Consider the following 17670-nt stretch of genomic DNA (forward strand, 5'->3'; position numbering starts at 1 on the left):
GGTTGTTGCCGGAGTTGGTGCTGGTCGGGGCGTAGGGTCGCCGGTCGGGGTTTCGCCGGCCGGCAGGTTTCGCTCAGAGCGGGTGGCTGGTTGGGCTGCGGTTTTGCAGGCAGGGGTTGGTCGGCTGGTCGGTGGTGGTTTGACGGTCGGGGTCGTCCGGGCGGTGGTTTCACCCGGGCTGGGCGGCTGATTTGGCCTCGGGGTTGCCGGTCGGAGTCGGTTGGACGGCGGGTTCGCTGGCCGGCTGGTCGGGTGGCGGGGTGTTGCCCCCGGGGTGGCGCTGGTAGAGCCGCAGGGTGCCGGTCGGGGTTGGTCGGGCGGCGGGTTTGCGGGCGGGGTTGGTCGGCTGGTCTGGCGGTGGGTCGCCGGCCCGGTTGGTCCGGTGACCGCGCAGTGGGTTCGCGCCGGGGTGGGCGGTGGGGTCCTCCGGGGCTGGTTGGCTGGGTTGGGCAGTCGGATTGGGGCCTGGGTGGGGCGGCGGGGTGTGCGGCGGGGCCCTATCTTCTGTGTCGTGCCGCCTGGCGCAGTCCGCGATACGGAGGAACCATGACCCAGCCCCCTGGGCCCGACGAGTCCACGGGACCGGCCCAGCCGTCCGAGCCGGTGCCGCCGGTGGATTCCGGGCAGCCGCGCACCGTTCCGTTGCCGGGGGAGTCCGGTCCGGAGGCTGAGGGTGTCGCTCCTCCTGTGCCGGGTGCGGCTGCCGGGGAGGCCGGCTCGGACGGCGCCGCGTCGGTGGACGGCAGTGAGGTCGGCGCCGGAGATGGTGCGCGGATCAGGCCACCGGTTCCCGCGGCGCAGGAGCACGGGGCGGGCGCGTACGGGCAGCCCGGCCATCCGGGACAGCCGCAGCATCCCGGGCAGCTCGGCTACCCGGGTCAGCCGCCGTATCCGGGGCAGCCTGGCCAGCCGGGTCAGCCGCAGTATCCCGGGCAGCCCGGCCATCCAGGGCAGTCGCCATATCAGGGGCAGCCCGGCTATCAGGGTCAGCCGCCGTATCCCGGGCAGCCGTATTACCCGGGGCAGGCCGGCTATCCGGGGCAGGGGCAGTTCGGGTACCCGGGGCAGGCCGGTGCGTACGGGGCGCCGCAGTACCCGGCTGGGGCGTATGACCAGTCGCAGGGGTACGGGGGTGTGTACGACCCGTCGCAGGCGTACGCGATCTATCAGATGGTGCCCGTCGCGGGGGTGATCGGTGAGGGTGATCCGCTGGTCAGTCCCGACTTCGCGGGCTGGTGGCGGCGCAGTATGGCGATCCTGCGGCGGGGCTGGGACAAGCTCGCGTTGTTGCAGCTCATCGGGTTGGCGGTGGTGCTCGCGTACAGCGTGCCGCTGTCGCTGGTGAGCCTGGACCTGTCGGGCGACCTGAGCCGGACGGACCCGGTCACGGGGGCGCCGGTCCCGCCGGATCCCGGGCAGGTGTTCCCGGCGTTGGGGCTGATCCTGCTCGGGTCGTTCGTCGGGGTGTTCGTCTCGTTCGTCGTGTCGATCGCGTCCAACCATGTGGCGGTGGCGATCGCGGCGGGGGTGCGGCCGCGGCTCGGTGCGGCGCTGCTGCTCGCGGCGCGGCGGGTGTTTCCGCTGCTGGGGTGGCAGGTGCTGGCGGGGCTGATCGTCTGCGTCGGGTTCTGCGCGTGCTTCCTGCCGGCGATCTACCTCGCCGCGGTGTTCACGCTGTTGCCGGCGGTGGTGACGTTCGAGCGGGGCGGGTCGGCGATCTCCCGCTGCTTCAAGCTGTTCCACCAGGATCTCGGCGCCTCGATCAGCCGGATCGCGACGACGATCGCGCTCGGTGCCGCCGCCGCGTTCGTCGGGGCCATCATCAGCATCATCGTCCAGGGTGGCACCGGCGGGGCGTCCGCGCTGTCGCTGGAGCCGGTGGGGGTCACGGGGGCCGACGGGAAGTTCGTGCTCGGGGTCGTGCTCGCCTCCGTCGTGTCGGAGGTGATCGCCCGGGCGGGTGCGGTGGTGACCGCGCCGATGTCGCTGGCGACGTACGCGGACATGCGGGCCAGGGTCGAAGGGCTGAGCACGGCGACGCTGGCGAGCGAGATCGGCCTGGCACCCGACGCCGGCCAGTACAACGGCCAGCAGCCGGAGCAGCCGCCGGTGCCCGTACAGGGGCAGCAGCCGGAACAGGGGTCCGACCAGGACTGGATGCCGCCGAACCGCTGACGACGGCGCAAACGGCGAAGATACTGAAAAAGTGGGATTTGGCCGGAGAACGCTGCTCGTCGCCGGCGGGCTGACCGTCCTCGGGCTGTCCGGCTGCGCGGTCAGCGGGGACGAGATCGGCGACGACGGGTCGGGCAAGGTCGAGGTGTTCTCGTGGTGGGCGGGGCCCGGCGAGAAGGAAGGACTGGAGGCGCTCGTCGCCGACTTCCGCCGGGTCAACCCAGGGGTCGAGTTCGACAACGCGGCCGTCGCGGGCGGGGCGGGCACGGTCGCCCGGACCGTGCTCGCGACCCGGCTGGAGAACGACGACCCGCCCGACTCCTACCAGGCGCACGCCGGTCTCGAGCTCGACAACGACGTCGCGGCCGGCTACCTCGAGGACGTCCGCTACCTGTACGACCAGCAGCGCTGGCGCGAGCGACTGCCGAAAGGGCTGGTCGAGGCGCTGACGTTCGACGGCAGGATCTACTCGGTGCCGGTGAACATCCACCGCGCCAACCTGCTCTGGCACAACCCGGCGGTGCTGAAGGCGCACGGCCTGACGCCGCCGATCAGCTGGTCGCAGTTCCTGAGCCAGGCGGCCGTACTGCGGGGCAAGGGCGTCCTGCCGCTGTCGATCGGCCCCACCTGGACGCAGAAGCACCTGCTCGAGTGCGTGCTGCTCGGCGAGCTTGGCGCCGACGGGTACACCGGACTCTGGAACGGCGCGACGGACTGGAGGAGCGCGCCGGTGCAGGAGGCGCTGGCGCTGTTCGTGCGGGTCCTCGACCAGTCCGACGTCGCGACCGCCGCGGGGGACTGGCAGCCGGCGCTGGACAAGGTCGTCGCCGGCACCGCCGCCTACAACGTGATGGGCGACTGGGCCGACGCGTACCTGCGGACCAAGGGCCTCGCGTTCCAGCAGGGCTACTCGGTGATGGCGAGCCCCGGCTCGGAGAAGGTGTACGACTTCCTGTCCGACTCGTTCACGCTGCCGCGCGGGGCGCCGCACCGGCGGGCCGCCGAGCAGTGGCTGATCGAGTGCGGCTCGGTCAGCGGGCAGGACGCGTTCAACCCGCAGAAGGGGTCCGTGCCGGCGCGGCTCGACGCCGACAAGGCGAAGTACACCGGCTATCTCGCGCAGGCGATCGCCGAGTGGACCGACAGCTCCACCCGGGTGGTGGGATCGCTCACGCACGGTGTCGTCGCCGGGACGAAGCGCAGCGCGGCGATCGACGCGGCCCTGACGCTGTTCGTGCAGGACAGGGACACCGTGAGGTTCGCCGCGGCGGCAAGTGGTTGAAGCCGTGTGCGACAGCCGGTGACCAGGTAACGAGCATGTGTGGAAGCTGTCAAGATTCGTCCGGCCGACGTGCGCCGATGCGCGCCCCCGTTAGAGTTGAGCCCCATGAGCACTGAAGAGACCGAGGCCGCCACCCTGCTGAGCTCCATCCGCAGGCCGGGTGACCTCCGTGACCTCTCGACGGAGCAGCTCGAGGTGCTCGCGGCGGAGATCCGCGACTTCCTCGTCGCCAAGGTCTCCCGCACCGGCGGCCACCTCGGCCCCAACCTCGGTGTGGTGGAGCTGACCCTCGCCCTGCACCGGGTCTTCGACTCGCCGAAGGACCGCATCCTCTTCGACACCGGCCACCAGGCCTACGTCCACAAGATCGTGAGCGGCCGCCAGGACGGCTTCGACCTGCTCCGCCAGCGCGGGGGGCTCACCGGCTACCCGAGCCAGGCCGAGAGCGAGCACGACATCATCGAGAACTCGCACGCCTCGACCGCGCTGTCCTATGCGGACGGCCTGGCGAAGGCGTTCGCGCTGCGCGGCGAGCCGCGGCACGTCGTCGCGGTCGTCGGTGACGGCGCGCTCACCGGCGGTATGTGCTGGGAGGCGCTGAACAACATCGCCGGCGCGAAGAACCCGCTCGTCATCGTCGTCAACGACAACGGGCGCTCCTACTCCCCGACGATCGGCGGCCTCGCCGACCACCTGTCCAACCTGCGGCTCAACCCGAGCTACGAGAAGGTCCTCGACCTGGTCAAGGACTCCCTCGGCCGGACGCCGCTGGTCGGCCCGCCGCTGTACGAGGTGCTCCACGCGGTCAAGAAGGGCATCAAGGACGCGGTCGCGCCGCAGGCGATGTTCGAGGACCTCGGCATCAAGTACGTCGGGCCCGTGGACGGCCACGACCAGGTCGCGGTCGAGTCGGCGCTGCGCAAGGCGAAGTCGTTCGGCGGCCCGGTGATCGTGCACGCCGTGACCCGCAAGGGCTTCGGCTACCGGCCCGCCGAGGAGGACGAGGCCGACTGCCTGCACGGCCCCGGCAGCGCCTTCGACATCGAGACCGGCAAGCTGCTCGCCCCGGCCGCGGTGAAGTGGACCGGCGTGTTCGCCGACGAGCTCGTCGCGATCGCCGACGAGCGCGCCGACATCGTCGGGATCACCGCCGCCATGGCGGAGCCGACCGGCATCGCGAAGCTCATGAAGAAGTACCCCGAGCGGGCGTATGACGTGGGCATCGCCGAGCAGCACGCGGCGACGTCGGCGGCCGGGCTCGCGATCGGCGGCCTGCACCCGGTGGTCGCGGTCTACGCGACGTTCCTCAACCGGGCGTTCGACCAGGTGCTGCTCGACGTGGCGATGCACAAGCTGCCCGTGACGTTCGTGCTCGACCGGGCCGGCATCACCGGCCCCGACGGCCCGTCGCACTACGGCATCTGGGACATGGCGGTCTTCGGCGTGGTCCCCGGCCTGCGGCTGGCCGCGCCCCGCGACGCGCAGACCGTCCGCGAGGAGCTGCGCGAGGCCGTCAGCATCGAGGACGGCCCGACGATCGTGCGCTTCCCGACCGGTGCGGTCCCCGCGGACCTGCCCGCGGTGCGGCGCGTCGGCGGGGTCGACGGCTTCGGCGGGGTCGACGTGCTCAGCGAGCACGAGCGCAAGGACGTGCTGCTGGTCAGCGTCGGCGCGTTCGCGCACCTGGCGGTCGACGCGGCTGCCCGCCTCGCCGAGCAGGGCTATGGCGTCACCGTCGTCGACCCGCGGTGGGTCCGGCCGGTGCCGGTCGAGCTCGTCGCCCTGGCCCGCGAGCACCGCCTGGTCGTCACGATCGAGGACGGCGTCCGCACCGGCGGCGTCGGCGACGCGATCGCCAAGTCGCTGCGCGACGCCGACGTGTGGGTCCCGCTGCGCGACCTCGGCGTCCCGCAGGCCTGGCACCCGCACGGCACACGCGCCGAGATCCTCTCGGAGCTGGGCCTGACCGCGCAGGACGTGTCCCGCCAGGTCACCGAGTGGGTCAGCCGCCTCGACGAAGCCGAGCAGCCCGCGGTCCCCGCCCGCGCCCGCACCTGACCCCAGCGCCACCCGAAACGGCGGATCCTTCTTCGGATCCGCCGTTTCGCCTGTGTACGACCTGAGCCCGCACCTCGCGAAGCGCGGGGCGACGGGAACGCCGGTCACGTGGTCCGCGCAGCGGTGGGGGCGGAGGCACAGCCCACGGGCACGCAACCGGGGAGGCGGCGTGGGACTCTGAGTGGCATGGCTGAGACCGTGATCGAGCTCGACCTCAGCAGCCCGTGGGAGCCGCCGGAGGTTCCCGCGCCGCGGCGGCGGCTGAGGACCCGGTGGGTGGCGGTCTGTGCGGTGCTCGCCGCCGCGCTCGGCTCGCTGGCCGGGGGCGCCCCGGGCCAGCGGCTCAGCCCGCTCTACCGGATCGGGGACCAGGTGCGCAGCGTCACCGTCTTCGGCGACATGCTGTTCGTCGACCGGTTCCAGCAGTCGGTCTCCGACCCGCGGATCGAGGGGCGCCGCCGCTCGGACGGGGCGCGCCTGTGGGACTTCCCGACCACTCCGCAGCAGCACCCGGCGAGCGTCAGCGCCAGCGCGCTGATCCTGATGCGGTACTCCGACACGGACAACGGGTTCAGCACCACCCTGACGGTGGTCGACCCGGCCACCGGCCGGCAGCTGTGGTCACGGCAGAACGCCTCGCTCATCGGTACCCGCGACAACCTCGTCATCGTCGAGCAGCAGGTCGAACAGCGGAGCATCGTCATCTTCACGCCGGAGGAGGAGCCCGACCCGTCCGTCAACCGCGCCTGGGACGGGCCGCCGCGGCATGTGCTCGTGCTCGACGAGCGCACCGGGGCCACGGTCTGGGAGCATCAGGCGCCGCCCCGTACCGCGCTCGACTACACCTTTGAGGGCCGGTACCCCACCGGCCGCGTCACCGGCGTCAACCAGCTCGACCCGTCGGGGCTGGTGACGCATCGGGACATCCGAACCGGGGCCGTGCTGTCGACCACGCGGCTGGCCTGGTCGGGCGTGCCGGCCATGTTCACCACCGGGGCCGCCTGGCAGTTCGCCCCCGACGCGTTTCCGCACCGTGCCATGGTCTATCCGGACGGGGAGCGCGGCGCGATCGTGTTCGACCTCGCCGACGGGCGGGCGCTGTTCCGCACCGACGCGTCCCGCTACGACGGCCTGTACCCGTGCGCGGCCGACCTGTTCTGCTCCACCGACGACCGCGGCATCGTCGCCTTCGACAGCACCACCGGCGAGCCCAGATGGCGGCTCGGCCCCTACCGGGAGGTGGTCGGCGGGGCGGGCAGCCGGCTCGTGGTCAGCGTGTTGGAGCAGGCGACGGGCGATGCGCCCCCACTGGCCGTCGTCGACGCACGGACCGGGAAGGTCGTCACGGACCTCTCCGACTGGCGGCTGATCCGCGGTGCGAGCCCGCAGCGGCCCCTGCTGTGGCGCCCGCTCGACCAGCGCACGGCGGTGCTCGGCCAGCTCGACCCGGCGACCGGTCGCATCACCGTCTTCGGCCGGTCCGGGGACTGGTACGGGCCACCCGATTGCAGCGCCGACGGCGACACGCTCGCGTGCGTCATGGTGGGTGAGCTGACCGTCTGGCGCCTGCCGCCCCGCCCGGCCACTGACGGGTGACGCGACAGGGGGGTCATGGCACCCTGGGGGCCGTGGCGGAGACCGTGATCGAGCTCGACCTCAGCGTCCCGTGGCAGCCACCGGAGCCACCCGAGCCCCGGCGCCGGCTGCAGGGGCGGTGGGTCGCCGTCGCCGCAGTCCTCGCAGTTACCCTCGGCCTGCTCGTCTCGGCCGGCCCGCGGTCCGGGGCGGGCCTGCTCTACACGATCGAACAGCAGGTCCTCCGGGCGCAGACCGCCGGCGGGAGGCTGTTCTTCGCCCGGTACCAGGGGACCGACCCCGGACCGATGATCGAGGCACACGACCTCGTCGACGGCGAGCTGCTGTGGCACCGCTCGGCCGAGGTGCAGCAGCAACTGGTGACCGCGGGCGACGACGTGGTGCTGCTGATGAGCGAGGACCGGACCGGCGCCGGCGACTCCAGCACCCTCGTCGTGCTCGACGCGGCCACCGGCCACGAGCTGTGGACGCGCTCGCACGTCACGTTCACCGGCACGACCGGCGACGTGGTCGTCGTCGAGGACGTGCCCGACGAGCTGCGCGTCGAGGTCGTGTGGCCGGACTCCGAAGCGGACGTCAACCGCGCCTTCGCGCAGCCGGAGCGGCGGTTCCTGGGGCTGTCCGCGCGGACCGGGGCGCAGGTCTGGGCCGTCACGGTCCCGCAGGGGTCCGACGTGAACGTCAGCTATTCCAACATGTACCAGTCGCGGCTCGACCGGTTCGACGTGCTCAGCCGGGACGGGCGGCTGACCAGGTGGGACACCCGGACCGGCCGGATTCGCGCGACGCATCAGCTCGCCTGGTCGGGCGTCTCGGCCATGTTCGACGCCGGATGGCACGACGAGACGGGCCGCGCCGCCGACCGGGTCGTCGTCTACCCCGACGGTTCGCCGGGTTCGCAGGTGTACGAGCTGCCGACCGGCCGACTGCTGTTCCACTGGCCCGGCGCGCAGGGCAGTGGCCTCTTCCGCTGCGCGGCCGACCTCTTCTGCGCCGGCGACAGCGGCGGCATGGACGCCTACGACAGCACCACCGGCCGGCACCGCTGGCACCTCGACGAGCAGACCCATGTGCTCGGCATGGCCGGTCGGCGCCTGATCACCGGCTCGCGCAACGACCCGTCGGATCCGGGGCCCGTCGCGCTCGTCGACAGCCGCACCGGCACCGTCTTCAAGCAGCTGACCGGCTGGCACGTGCTCACCGCCGGCCGGCGGCCGCTGCTGTGGCGGCTCGTGGACATGCGCACCGCCATGCTGGGCGAGCTCGACCCGGAGACCGGCGTGGTGACCGTCTTCGCCCGCGCCGAGAACTGGTTCGGCAACCCGGAGTGCTCCGTCGACGGCGACGCCCTCGCCTGCGTCGTGGTCGGCGGCCTGTCCGTGTGGCGCCTCCCGTCCCGGCACTGACCGCCATGCCGGCGCCGCGGTCTCCGAACCGCCCCTCGTCCGGCGGCCGGTCCGAGTGGCGGTGCGGTCCACCGTTGTCCGTGTGGCGGCTGCCGGGCCGGTGATGATCGGCGCACAATGGAGCCGTGCCGGTGAGCACGGTCACCATCGATCTGGGCGTCATCGACGGCGGTTGGGACCACGTCGACGACGACACCGCCGGGCTGCCCCGCGGCTGGGGGCTGGCCGCCGTCCTGGCGATGCTGCTCTCCCTGGTGTCCGCGGCGCCGGCGCCGGGACGCCCGCACGAGGTGACCCGCCAGCCGCTGCGCAACGGCGACTACCACGTCGCCGGCGGGGCGCTGTTCGTGCTCGACAGCGACCGCACCCCGACACCGGTGGAGGCGTACGACGCCAGCGACGGCACGCTGCGGTGGATGTACACCCCCGAGGGGCTGGCGCAGCTGTCGTACGTGGACATCCGCGGCGAACTGGCGGTCCTCTCCCCGGACCTGTGCCGCTCCGGCGTCACCGGCACCACCGTCGCGGTGACCCGGGCGACCGGGCGGGAGCAGTGGCGGGCCGTCGGCGTGCCCGTGCGCACCCCGCCCGGCGGCACCGGCACCGTCGTCATGCGCAGCCTCTGGTCCGACGGCTGCCGTGCCCTCGCCGACAACACGCCCACCGCGGGAGTGCTGCGCTGGCAGCTCATCGACACCGCGGGCCTCGTGCAGTGGGACACCGCCGTCGACCCCGGCACCCGCGTGGCCGTCGACGCCGCCGCGACCGGCGCCACGTGGGCGGCGCTGCTGGACGGCGCCGGCGGGCTCAGCACCGTCGACCTCGGCACCGGCGCGCGCACCGCCCCGGTCCACGGCATCGCCGGACCCGCCGACGACCTCGTCGCCGTCGTCGGTGACCTGCTGCTCGTCGCCCGGTCCGACGTGCCGACCGGCAGCACCCGGATCACGGCGTACAGTCGCGGCCTCGTCGAACGCTGGAAGGCCCAGGTGCCGACCGGCATCGGCAGCCCGCTCACGATCCTGCCGTGCGACGCGGCGCTGTGCGTCAGCGGCGAACGCACCGCGGCCGTCGACCCGTCCGACGGCGCGCTGCTGTGGATCGTGCCGAGGGCGCTGCCGGCCGTCGCACCCGGCGGCGCCCCGGCCATGGCCGCCGACACCGGCATCACCGTCCCGCCCGGCTGGCGCTTCCTCGCCGCCGCCGGCCCCCGCATCCTGATCGGCCTGCAGACCGACCATGACACGCTGCTCGCCTGGTCCGACCGCGGCCCGGCGCCGGCCCCGTCGGTCTCGGTCCCCGGCGCCCTCGTCTCGTGCGAGATCGACGCGGCCCTCGTCGCCTGCGCCACCGAAAGCGACGAGGTCGTCCTGCTCCGCCTGCCGTAGACCGGCGGAGGCCGGCCGCGGGCCGTCGATTTATCCGGCTGCGCGCGACCGGGGTGCGCCGTAGTCTTCGGACCGAAGGAGGGCACGGCAACCATGCGGCGCCCCGGCATCGCCGGTCGGTGTCCCGCGCCGTGGCCCAGGTCCCAGGGGTTTGCATCCTCTCCAGCACCACCGAAACCGTGCCCGGCGACCGGCGACCGGCGGCCCTGCGGGTCCCTCGGCGACCCCCGCCGCCGGTCGCCGCTCACCATCTGGAGTCGCGTCATGGCCAAGGTCACCGTCATGGAATACGAGCGGGTCGTCAGGTTCGTCGACGGGCGTCTGGCCGGCGTGTTCGGGCCGGGGCGGCACGCGTACCGGTGGCGCGGCACCCGCCTGGAGCGCGTCGACCTGCGGCCGCGGCTCGTCGCCGTCACGGGGCAGGAGATGCTCACCGCCGACCGTCTCGTCGTGAAGATCTCCGCCACGCTGCGACTCGCCGTCGCCGACCCGGCCCTGTTCGTCACCAGCGCCCAGGATCCGCTGCAGGAGTTGTATCTGCGGACCCAGGTCGAGCTCCGCACCGCCGCCGGCGAGGCGGACCTGGAGGCGCTCCTCGCGGCCCGCTCGCAGCTGCCGTCGCGGCTCACCGGCGCGCTCGCGGAGGCGGCCCGCGGCTACGGCGTCGACGTGCTGGAGGTGACCGTGCGGGACGTCATGCTCCCCGGTGAGCTGCGCCGCGCGTACGCCGACACCGCCCTGGCCAAGGAGCGCGGCCGTGCGGAGCTGGAACGCGCCCGCGCCGAGGCCGCCGCGCTGCGCTCGCTCGCCAACACGGCGAAGCTGCTCGAGGACCACCCGGCGCTGCTGCGGCTGCGCGCCCTGCAGACGGCCGGGCAGACCGGCACCACGCTGGTGCTGCACGCCGACTGACCCCGATCACGGCCGGCGGCTGCGGGCTCACGGCGCCGGGGTTCACGCAGCCTCGGGTGGACGGTTCACAGCCGCCACAGGTGGAGGCTGTCGCCGTCGGCCAGGCACGACAGGCGGTGGCCGCGCAGCGCGCACCGGGAGGGGATCGGGCTCACCTGGCCGATGATCTCGACCTCCCCGGTGCGCAGGTTCACCCGCCCGATCCGTGAGCCGTTGCCGTCGGGCTTCTGGACCAGGGCCCACGTGGCGCCGGCGGTCGCGGCGGTCCCGGCGGCGTCGTCGAGGTCGCCCGTGGCCGTCGGGATCAGCCCCCAGCCGGTCAGCTCGCTGCGGTCGTTGCCGGTCTCCCAGTCGACGATGCGGATCCGCATGAAGTCCTCGCGGTCCCGGGCGACCAGTACACCGGAGCCGACCGCATCCATCTGGATCTGCCGGCGCCAGCGCTGCACGCCGGTCCGCGGGTCGATGACGGCGATGTCGCGCCAGTTGGGCACGCACACCATCGGGCCGCACGCGACGACGACCGGGCCGTAGGCCAGCTCCGCGATCGGCACCGGCTCCGCCGACTGGAAGAGCAGCCGCCACCGGAACTCCAGCGGCGTGTGCCCGAAGCTGGTGATCATCGCCCCGTCGAGGCCGACGGCGACGACGACGAGCATGTCGCCGACGATGCGGACGCTCTGCGGCGGGCCGTCGGCGAGCTCGGGCACCTCCGCGGCGCTGAGCACCGCGCCGGTCGCGGCGGCCCGGATCTCGGTGTGCCCTGTCGGATACCAGATCGCGAACCAGTTGCTGCCGGGCACGTCGGGGGAGACCAGCCGACCGCCGGCCGGCATCTGGAACTGCCACCGCACGATCCCGGTCTCCGCGTCGATCGCCGCCAGGTGGACCGGCGTCTGCGGGGTGTTGCGCTGCGGCACCGCCGGCGGGCACGTGCCGGAGCGCTCGTCGACGAGCAGCAGCCCGGGCCGGTCGTCGATGCGCAGTACCGCGACCGGTGCGCCCGCCGCGAACCACTGCTGGCGGCCGTCGGCCGGGTCGAGCCGCTCCAGGCTCCAGCCGGTGGCGTCGGTGCACGGGCGGTGGCGGATGTAGGCGCGGTCCGCGGCGAGGTAGACCTGGCCGGAGTTCGGCAGGATCCTGCGGCTCCAGAGCTTCTCGCCCGTGCCCCAGTCGTACGCGGTGACGGCCGGGTCCTCCCGCAGCGCGTACAGCGTGCCGCGGTCGGCGACGAACCCGATGGTGTGCTCGGCCAGGACGCCGAGGTCCTCCACGGACGAGCCCGCGCCGGAGCCGCCGGTGAACGCCGCGAGCAGCGCCAGCACCATCACGAACGGCCACTGCCGCCGGCCCGGCACCGCCGGTGGCGGCCCGGCCTCCAGCCGATCGTCCTGGTCGTTGACGACGCCGAGATCGATCAGCCGCTCTTCCACATGTTCAGGGTGCCCGGCGCGGGCCATGGTCGCCAACGGTCCGGTATACGTTGGCTGACGCCGTCGCCTCCGGCGGCGGTGCTGTACTACTGGTGAGCTGCCCGAGCCGCTTCGCGGCGGCTCACGCGGACTTCACAGCCGGTGCCTGACACTGGCCCGACCGGGTGGGGGTGATGTGGCGTGCGCGTGCTGGTGGTCGAGGACGAGCGGCACCTCGCCGACGCGATCGTGCGAGGGCTGCGACGACAGGGCATGGCGGTCGACGTCTCGTACGACGGCACCCAGGGCCACGAGATGGCCATGGTCACCCGCTATGACGTGGTCGTGCTGGACCGCGACCTGCCCGGAGTCCACGGCGACGACATCTGCGCCGACCTGGTCGCGTCCGGGGCGCTGACCCGGGTCCTGATGCTGACCGCGAGCGGCAGCGTCGCCGACCGGGTCGAAGGGCTGCAGATCGGCGCCGACGACTACCTGACGAAGCCGTTCGCGTTCGACGAGCTGGTGGCGCGGGTCCAGGCGCTGGGCCGCCGGGCGACCCCCGCCGCCCCGCCCGTGCTGACCATCGCCGACCTCGTGCTCGACCAGGCCAAGCGGGTCGCGACCCGGGGCGGGCAGCCGCTCGACCTGACCCGTAAGGAGTTCGGGCTGCTGGAGGAGCTGCTGAAGGCCCGCGGCGCCGTCGTGTCCAGCGAGGAGCTGCTCGAGCGCGTGTGGGACGCCAACGCCGACCCGTTCACCACGACCGTGCGGGTCACGATGATGACCCTGCGCAAGAAGCTCGGCGACCCCGCGATCATCGAGACCGTCGTCGGCGCCGGATACAGGACCAGGCCACCCGAATGACGATCTACGACGCCCGCCGCGCAGCCGTCTTCCGCCCGACGCTGCGGCTGCGGCTCACCCTGCTCAACGGCATCCTGCTGGTCGGCGCCGGGCTCGTGCTCGTGGTGCTGGCCTACATCCTCGTCGACGGCGCGATCCGGCCCGCCGACGAGCTGCAGCCCGGCACCCGGATCGTCCTGCAGGACGGCAGCGAGGTCGACGCCCGCCAGTGGCAGACGGAGCTCGCCGACGCCGCCGAGTGGGAGCTCGTGACCCGCGGCAGCCTCGCGCTGCTGCTCATCGGCGCGGTCGGGGTCGCCGGCGCGTACGTCGTCGCCGGCCGGGCGCTGCGTCCCCTGCAGAAGGTCACCACCACCGCGCAGCGACTCACCGGCGAGACCCTCGACGCCCGGATCAACTACGACGGCGCCGACGACGAGGTGTCGGAGCTGGCGAAGACGTTCGACGCGATGCTCGACCGGATCAGCGAGGCGTTCGACACCCAGAAACGCTTCGTCGCCAACGCCTCCCACGAGCTGCGGACCCCGCTCGCCGTCATGCGGACCGAGGTCGACGTCACCCTCGACGACCCGGAGGCCGACGTCGAGGAGTTCCGCCGCATGTCCAACGTCGTGCGCGACGCGTCCATGCGGGCCAACGCGCTCGTCGAGTCGCTGCTGCTGCTGGCGCGCACCGAGGCGCAGGCCGGCCGGCGGCTCGGGCGGAAGGTCCCCACCGACCTGGCCACCGGCGTCACCGTCGCCATGTCCGCGATGGGCAAGGAGATCACCCGGCTGACCCTGGACGTGACCACCGACCTGGCGCCGGCGCGGGTCGTCGGCGACCCCGGGCTGCTCGAACGGCTCGCCGGCAACCTCGTCGAGAACGCCGTCCGGTACAACCACCTCGGCGGGCGCATCTGGGTCCGCACCGGCACGGACGAGACCCTCGCCTGGCTCGTGGTGGGTAACACCGGCTTCGAGGTCGCCCCAGCCGACGTGCCGGTGCTCTTCGAGCCCTTCCGGCGCGGCGGGCGGGAGCGCACCGGTGCCCGCGGCTCGGGGCTGGGCCTGTCGATCGTCCGCGCGGTCTGCGAGGCGCACGGGGGAGGGGTCAGCGCCGTCGCCCTGGACGGCGGCGGCCTCGAGGTGACCGTCAGCCTCCCCGCGGCGGCGGTCACGCCGGTGCTGACGGGCACGGCGCCGGTCAAACCTCAGTGACGCTGTGATCGCAGGCACAGTTTCTCAGTTCCGCCCTCTTCGCCGCCGATGAGACCTCCACAGACAACGTCGGAGGAACCCGGATGCGGCTGCGCAGCTGGCTGGTGGTGGGCATCAGCGCCGCCCTGCTGCTGGCGATCGGGGCGGTCGGCATCTCGGTCAACCGCTCCGCGCTGCGGGCCGCGGAGACCGTGCACCGCGCCGACACCCTCGCCCTCGCCACCAACAACGGCGGCCTGGTCGAGCAGCTGCTCCTCCTGTCGGCGAAGGAGCTCAACGACTTCGTCGCGAGCCACCCCCTGTCGCTGACCCCCGGTGACACGGGCGACCGGGCCGCTCTCGTCGAGTACGCCAAGAAGTCGACGTTCTTCTCGTACGGCGTCGTCCTCACCGACCTCACCGGCAACCCGGTCAACGCCACGAAGCCGGCGAACCTGTTCCCGGACCAGGCGGCGATCGGCTGGAAGCCGCTGATCTCCGGGCTGGCGCTGGGCAGGCCCGGCTTCTCCTCCCTGATGACGGTCAAGGACACCCTCGTCCAGGCGGTCGCCGTGCCCATCGTCGTCGGCAGCGATCCCGTCGCGCTCATCTATGGCTTCATCCCGGTCCTGAAGGGGCAGCTCCAGGTGTACCTGGAGAAGCTCAGCGACCCGTCGCACCTCTCGCTCGTCGTGGACGCCGGCGGCACCGTCGGCGCATCCAGCGACCCTTCGGCGGTCGGCACCATGGTCGACTCGGAGATCATCAAGAAGATCGGCTCCGAGGAGTCGGTGTTCGTCACGTACCGCTCCGGCGGCCGGTCCATGATCGCCGCCGTACACGGTGGGCTGCCCGGCGGCTGGGCGTACGTGCGGACCCAGTCCACCGCCGCCTTCGACGGCCCGGTCCGCAACCGCAGCCTCACCATCAACCTGGCGCTGCTCACCATGCTCCTCGTCGGCGTCGCCGGGCTCGCCGTCCTCGGGTACCGCTCGCAGCTCGTCCGACGCCGCGCCGAGGAGCGCTTCGCCGCCCTCGTCGAGCACGCCCCGGACGTCGTCACCGTCCTGGACGACGACGGGTCCGTCGTCTACTCCAGCCCCAGCGGCAAACGGATCCTCGGCTTCGTCGCCGTCGGCACGTCCGTCTTCGATCTGCTGCACCCAGACGACCGCCAGCACGTCCGGGAGCGCTTCGCCGCGCTGCTGAGCGAGAAGGGCGGCCTGGAGCGCATGCAGGTCCGGGTCTCCCAGGCCGACGGCAACCACCGCTGGTTCGACTTCACCGCCTCCAACCAGCTGCACAACGCCGCACTCAACGGCGTCGTCATCAACGCCCGCGACATCACCGACAGCCGCGAGATGCAGGACCGCCTCGCCCACGACGCCCACCACGACCCGCTCACCGGCCTGCCCAACCGCCGCCGCCTGCAGGAGCGCCTCACCGACTCCCTGCAGCACACCCCCGTCGGCGTGCTCTTCGTCGACCTCGACGGCTTCAAGCCCGTCAACGACGAGCTCGGCCACGAGGCCGGCGACGAGCTCCTGCGCCAGGTCGGCGGGCGCCTCTCCCTCTGCCTGCGCCCCACGGACGTGCTGGCCCGCGTCGGCGGCGACGAGTTCGTCCTGCTCCTGCCCGGCGTCGTCACCCCCGACGACGCCGCCGCCCTCGCGACCAGACTGCGCGCCTCACTGTCGGAACCCTTCGACGTCGTCGGCACCGAGGTCCGCATCGGCGCCAGCGTCGGCCTCCACCTCGCCGGCCCGGGCGAGGACCCGGACGAGGTCCTCCGCACCGCCGACCAGGCCATGTACGCCGCCAAACGCGGCCCCGACCGCCCCGGCCGCCACCGCGCACTGTGATGCTGTAATTCCCCCCACCGCTGCCGCGCCGGGGCCCGGCGGGGATTCTCACCCGCACCCCAATGCGCCGCTCCGCGCCGCACTGCCCGCGCTGACGCGCGGGCTGATCGGCACCCGGTTTCTCATGATCCGGAAGACTTTGTGCTGCTATGGCGACACAAACTCTTCCGGATCACGGGAGGGGCGCGGAGGGCGGCCACCCGATGCGGCGCGCAGGCGCCGCTTGGTCTGCCTCGCGTCTCGGCGCGGGCAGTGCGTCGTGGAGCGGCGTATTGGGGCCGCAGGTGAGAATCTCCGCCGGGCCCCGCCGCGCCAGCGGTGGGGGAGTTACGGCGTCAGCCGATGGGGGCGCCGTGGGTGCGCATGAAGGGGAGGGGGTCGATGGCGTTCTGGGGGCCGGTGGGCGGGGCGTTGATGTGGACCTCGAAGTGCAGGTGCGGGGCGGAGGAGTTGCCGGAGCTGCCGACGTAGCCGATGACCTGGCCGGCCTTGACCTGCTCGCCGGGCTGGACCAGGGCCTTGCGGACCATGTGGCAGTACAGGGTGGCGATGCCGCCGGGGTGCTGGATCTTCACGTACCAGCCGCAGCCGCCGACCGAGGCGCTGCCCGTCTGGTCGCAGCTGTGGCCGGCCTCGATGTTGCAGACGACCTCGGTGACGGTGCCGGCGGAGGCGGCGTGGATCGGGGTACCGGTGAAGGACATGATGTCGACGCCGATGTGGCTGGGGTTGTTGGCGGTACGGAAGCCGGGGCGGGCCCGGAAGCCGGGCAGCGGGTTGGTCCACGCGCCGAAGGCCGGTGCGGCGGGGGCGGCGACGGGCTGGTTGGCCGCGGTGCACGGGGGCGGGGTCGCGGTGCGGCGCACGTAGGCGTCGGAGACGAACGTGCCTTCCGGCAGGCGGTTCCACATGGGGGTGACGCGCTGCGTGCCCACGATGTTCTCGCCGCGCTGCTGGCAGACGAGCGTCAGCGGGGTGCCGTCGGCCAGGGCGGCGATGAGCGGGGCGCCGTGCGCGGGGCCGGTGCGGGCCTTCAGCGGGATGGAGCCGGAGGCGACGGTGCCGGTGGTCGTGTTCGCGGCGGCCGGCACCGCGGCGGGGGCGACGGGCGCGGTCGGGCCGCAGGCGGGGATGGCGCCACCGCGGCGGATCCACGCGTCGGAGACGTAGGAGCCGTCGGTGAGCCGGTCCCACAGGTCCGTGACCCGGACGCTGCCCTGGTTGATGAGCTGGCCCTTGACCTGGCAGTCGATGGCGACGGAACTGCCGTGCGGCAGGGTCCGCAGCGGCGCCGTCCACACGGCGCTGCCGGCCCGGACGTTCAGCGGGCGTTTCGGGGAGACCACGGTGGCCGTCGAGGCCGCCTGCGCATCGACCGGGTACGCCAGCGTCAGCAGGAACAGCGCGGCGACGGACATGATTTTGCGCATGGTGCACCCCCGGGGACGAGTGATCCGTGCAGCCGGGGGGACTGCGAGCGAACCCCGCCAACGCTAGGCGCCGGCGGGGTCCAAATCCGATATTTACCGAAACA

At 73.1% G+C, this 17670-nt stretch carries 12 protein-coding genes; 10 read left to right on the forward strand and 2 right to left on the reverse strand.

The genetic code is table 11. The features are described from left to right. The first annotated feature begins 546 nt into the window (after window positions 1–546). The 7 genes from AB0J72_RS24710 (at window position 547) to AB0J72_RS24740 (ending at window position 10817) form a co-directional block, all read left to right on the forward strand. Window positions 547–2175 carry a hypothetical protein gene (locus AB0J72_RS24710; protein ID WP_363402410.1) on the forward strand — a complete coding sequence of 543 codons (1629 nt, stop codon included), beginning with the start codon at window positions 547–549 and terminating at the stop codon, window positions 2173–2175. A 31-nt stretch (window positions 2176–2206) separates the two neighbouring features. After that, a complete protein-coding gene (locus tag AB0J72_RS24715; RefSeq protein ID WP_363402412.1) occupies window positions 2207–3457 on the forward strand; it encodes an ABC transporter substrate-binding protein in 1251 nt (416 codons plus the stop codon). 105 nt (window positions 3458–3562) lie between these two features. Next, a complete protein-coding gene (gene dxs / locus AB0J72_RS24720; RefSeq protein WP_363402414.1) occupies window positions 3563–5515 on the forward strand; it encodes a 1-deoxy-D-xylulose-5-phosphate synthase in 1953 nt (650 codons plus the stop codon). A gap of 186 nt (window positions 5516–5701) precedes the next feature. After that, the gene (locus AB0J72_RS24725; RefSeq protein WP_363402416.1) at window positions 5702–7111 is read left to right on the forward strand and encodes a PQQ-binding-like beta-propeller repeat protein; all 1410 of its coding nucleotides are present in this window, start codon (window positions 5702–5704) and stop codon (window positions 7109–7111) included. A gap of 32 nt (window positions 7112–7143) precedes the next feature. Next, window positions 7144–8517, forward strand: a complete 1374-nt coding sequence (locus AB0J72_RS24730; RefSeq protein ID WP_363402418.1) for a PQQ-binding-like beta-propeller repeat protein — start codon at window positions 7144–7146, stop codon at window positions 8515–8517. A gap of 131 nt (window positions 8518–8648) precedes the next feature. Next, the gene (locus AB0J72_RS24735; protein WP_363402420.1) at window positions 8649–9905 is read left to right on the forward strand and encodes a PQQ-binding-like beta-propeller repeat protein; all 1257 of its coding nucleotides are present in this window, start codon (window positions 8649–8651) and stop codon (window positions 9903–9905) included. A gap of 264 nt (window positions 9906–10169) precedes the next feature. Further along, complete coding sequence (locus AB0J72_RS24740; RefSeq protein ID WP_363402422.1) at window positions 10170–10817, forward strand: slipin family protein; 648 nt, start codon at window positions 10170–10172, stop codon at window positions 10815–10817. Window positions 10818–10882: 65 nt separating this feature from the next. Here AB0J72_RS24740 and AB0J72_RS24745 read toward each other — a convergent pair whose 3' ends face one another. Further along, window positions 10883–12250: a PQQ-binding-like beta-propeller repeat protein gene (locus AB0J72_RS24745; protein WP_363402424.1), complete on the reverse strand. Its 1368-nt coding sequence runs from the start codon at window positions 12248–12250 to the stop codon at window positions 10883–10885. A 180-nt stretch (window positions 12251–12430) separates the two neighbouring features. Between AB0J72_RS24745 and AB0J72_RS24750 the strand changes: the two genes are divergently transcribed. From AB0J72_RS24750 to AB0J72_RS24760, 3 genes are all read left to right on the forward strand, one after another. Beyond that, complete coding sequence (locus AB0J72_RS24750) at window positions 12431–13096, forward strand: response regulator transcription factor (protein ID WP_363402426.1); 666 nt, start codon at window positions 12431–12433, stop codon at window positions 13094–13096. After that, on the forward strand, window positions 13093–14295 hold the full coding sequence (locus AB0J72_RS24755) for a HAMP domain-containing sensor histidine kinase (RefSeq protein WP_363402428.1): 1203 nt from the start codon (window positions 13093–13095) through the stop codon (window positions 14293–14295). Before AB0J72_RS24750 ends, AB0J72_RS24755 begins: the two co-directional genes overlap by 4 nt. An 83-nt stretch (window positions 14296–14378) precedes the next feature. Beyond that, a complete protein-coding gene (locus AB0J72_RS24760) occupies window positions 14379–16136 on the forward strand; it encodes a diguanylate cyclase (protein ID WP_363402430.1) in 1758 nt (585 codons plus the stop codon). A gap of 335 nt (window positions 16137–16471) precedes the next feature. Here AB0J72_RS24760 and AB0J72_RS24765 read toward each other — a convergent pair whose 3' ends face one another. Beyond that, window positions 16472–17566 (reverse strand): peptidoglycan DD-metalloendopeptidase family protein, encoded by a 1095-nt coding sequence (locus AB0J72_RS24765; protein WP_363402432.1) that lies wholly within the window; start codon window positions 17564–17566, stop codon window positions 16472–16474. Between the last annotated feature and the right edge of the window lie 104 nt (window positions 17567–17670).

The organism is Dactylosporangium sp. NPDC049742 (genome assembly GCF_040674675.1).
Lineage (GTDB): Bacteria > Actinomycetota > Actinomycetes > Mycobacteriales > Micromonosporaceae > Dactylosporangium > Dactylosporangium maewongense.

What these genes read in the sequence shown, in the direction of transcription:
- dxs (WP_363402414.1), top strand. Translation starts at nt 3,563, where the DNA reads ATGAGCACTGAAGAGACCGAGGCCGCCACCCTGCTGAGCTCCATCCGC.
- AB0J72_RS24740 (WP_363402422.1), top strand. Translation starts at nt 10,170, where the DNA reads ATGGCCAAGGTCACCGTCATGGAATACGAGCGGGTCGTCAGGTTCGTC.
- AB0J72_RS24765 (WP_363402432.1), bottom strand. Translation starts at nt 17,566, where the DNA reads ATGCGCAAAATCATGTCCGTCGCCGCGCTGTTCCTGCTGACGCTGGCG.
- AB0J72_RS24710 (WP_363402410.1), top strand. Translation starts at nt 547, where the DNA reads ATGACCCAGCCCCCTGGGCCCGACGAGTCCACGGGACCGGCCCAGCCG.
- AB0J72_RS24760 (WP_363402430.1), top strand. Translation starts at nt 14,379, where the DNA reads ATGCGGCTGCGCAGCTGGCTGGTGGTGGGCATCAGCGCCGCCCTGCTG.
- AB0J72_RS24725 (WP_363402416.1), top strand. Translation starts at nt 5,702, where the DNA reads ATGGCTGAGACCGTGATCGAGCTCGACCTCAGCAGCCCGTGGGAGCCG.
- AB0J72_RS24755 (WP_363402428.1), top strand. Translation starts at nt 13,093, where the DNA reads ATGACGATCTACGACGCCCGCCGCGCAGCCGTCTTCCGCCCGACGCTG.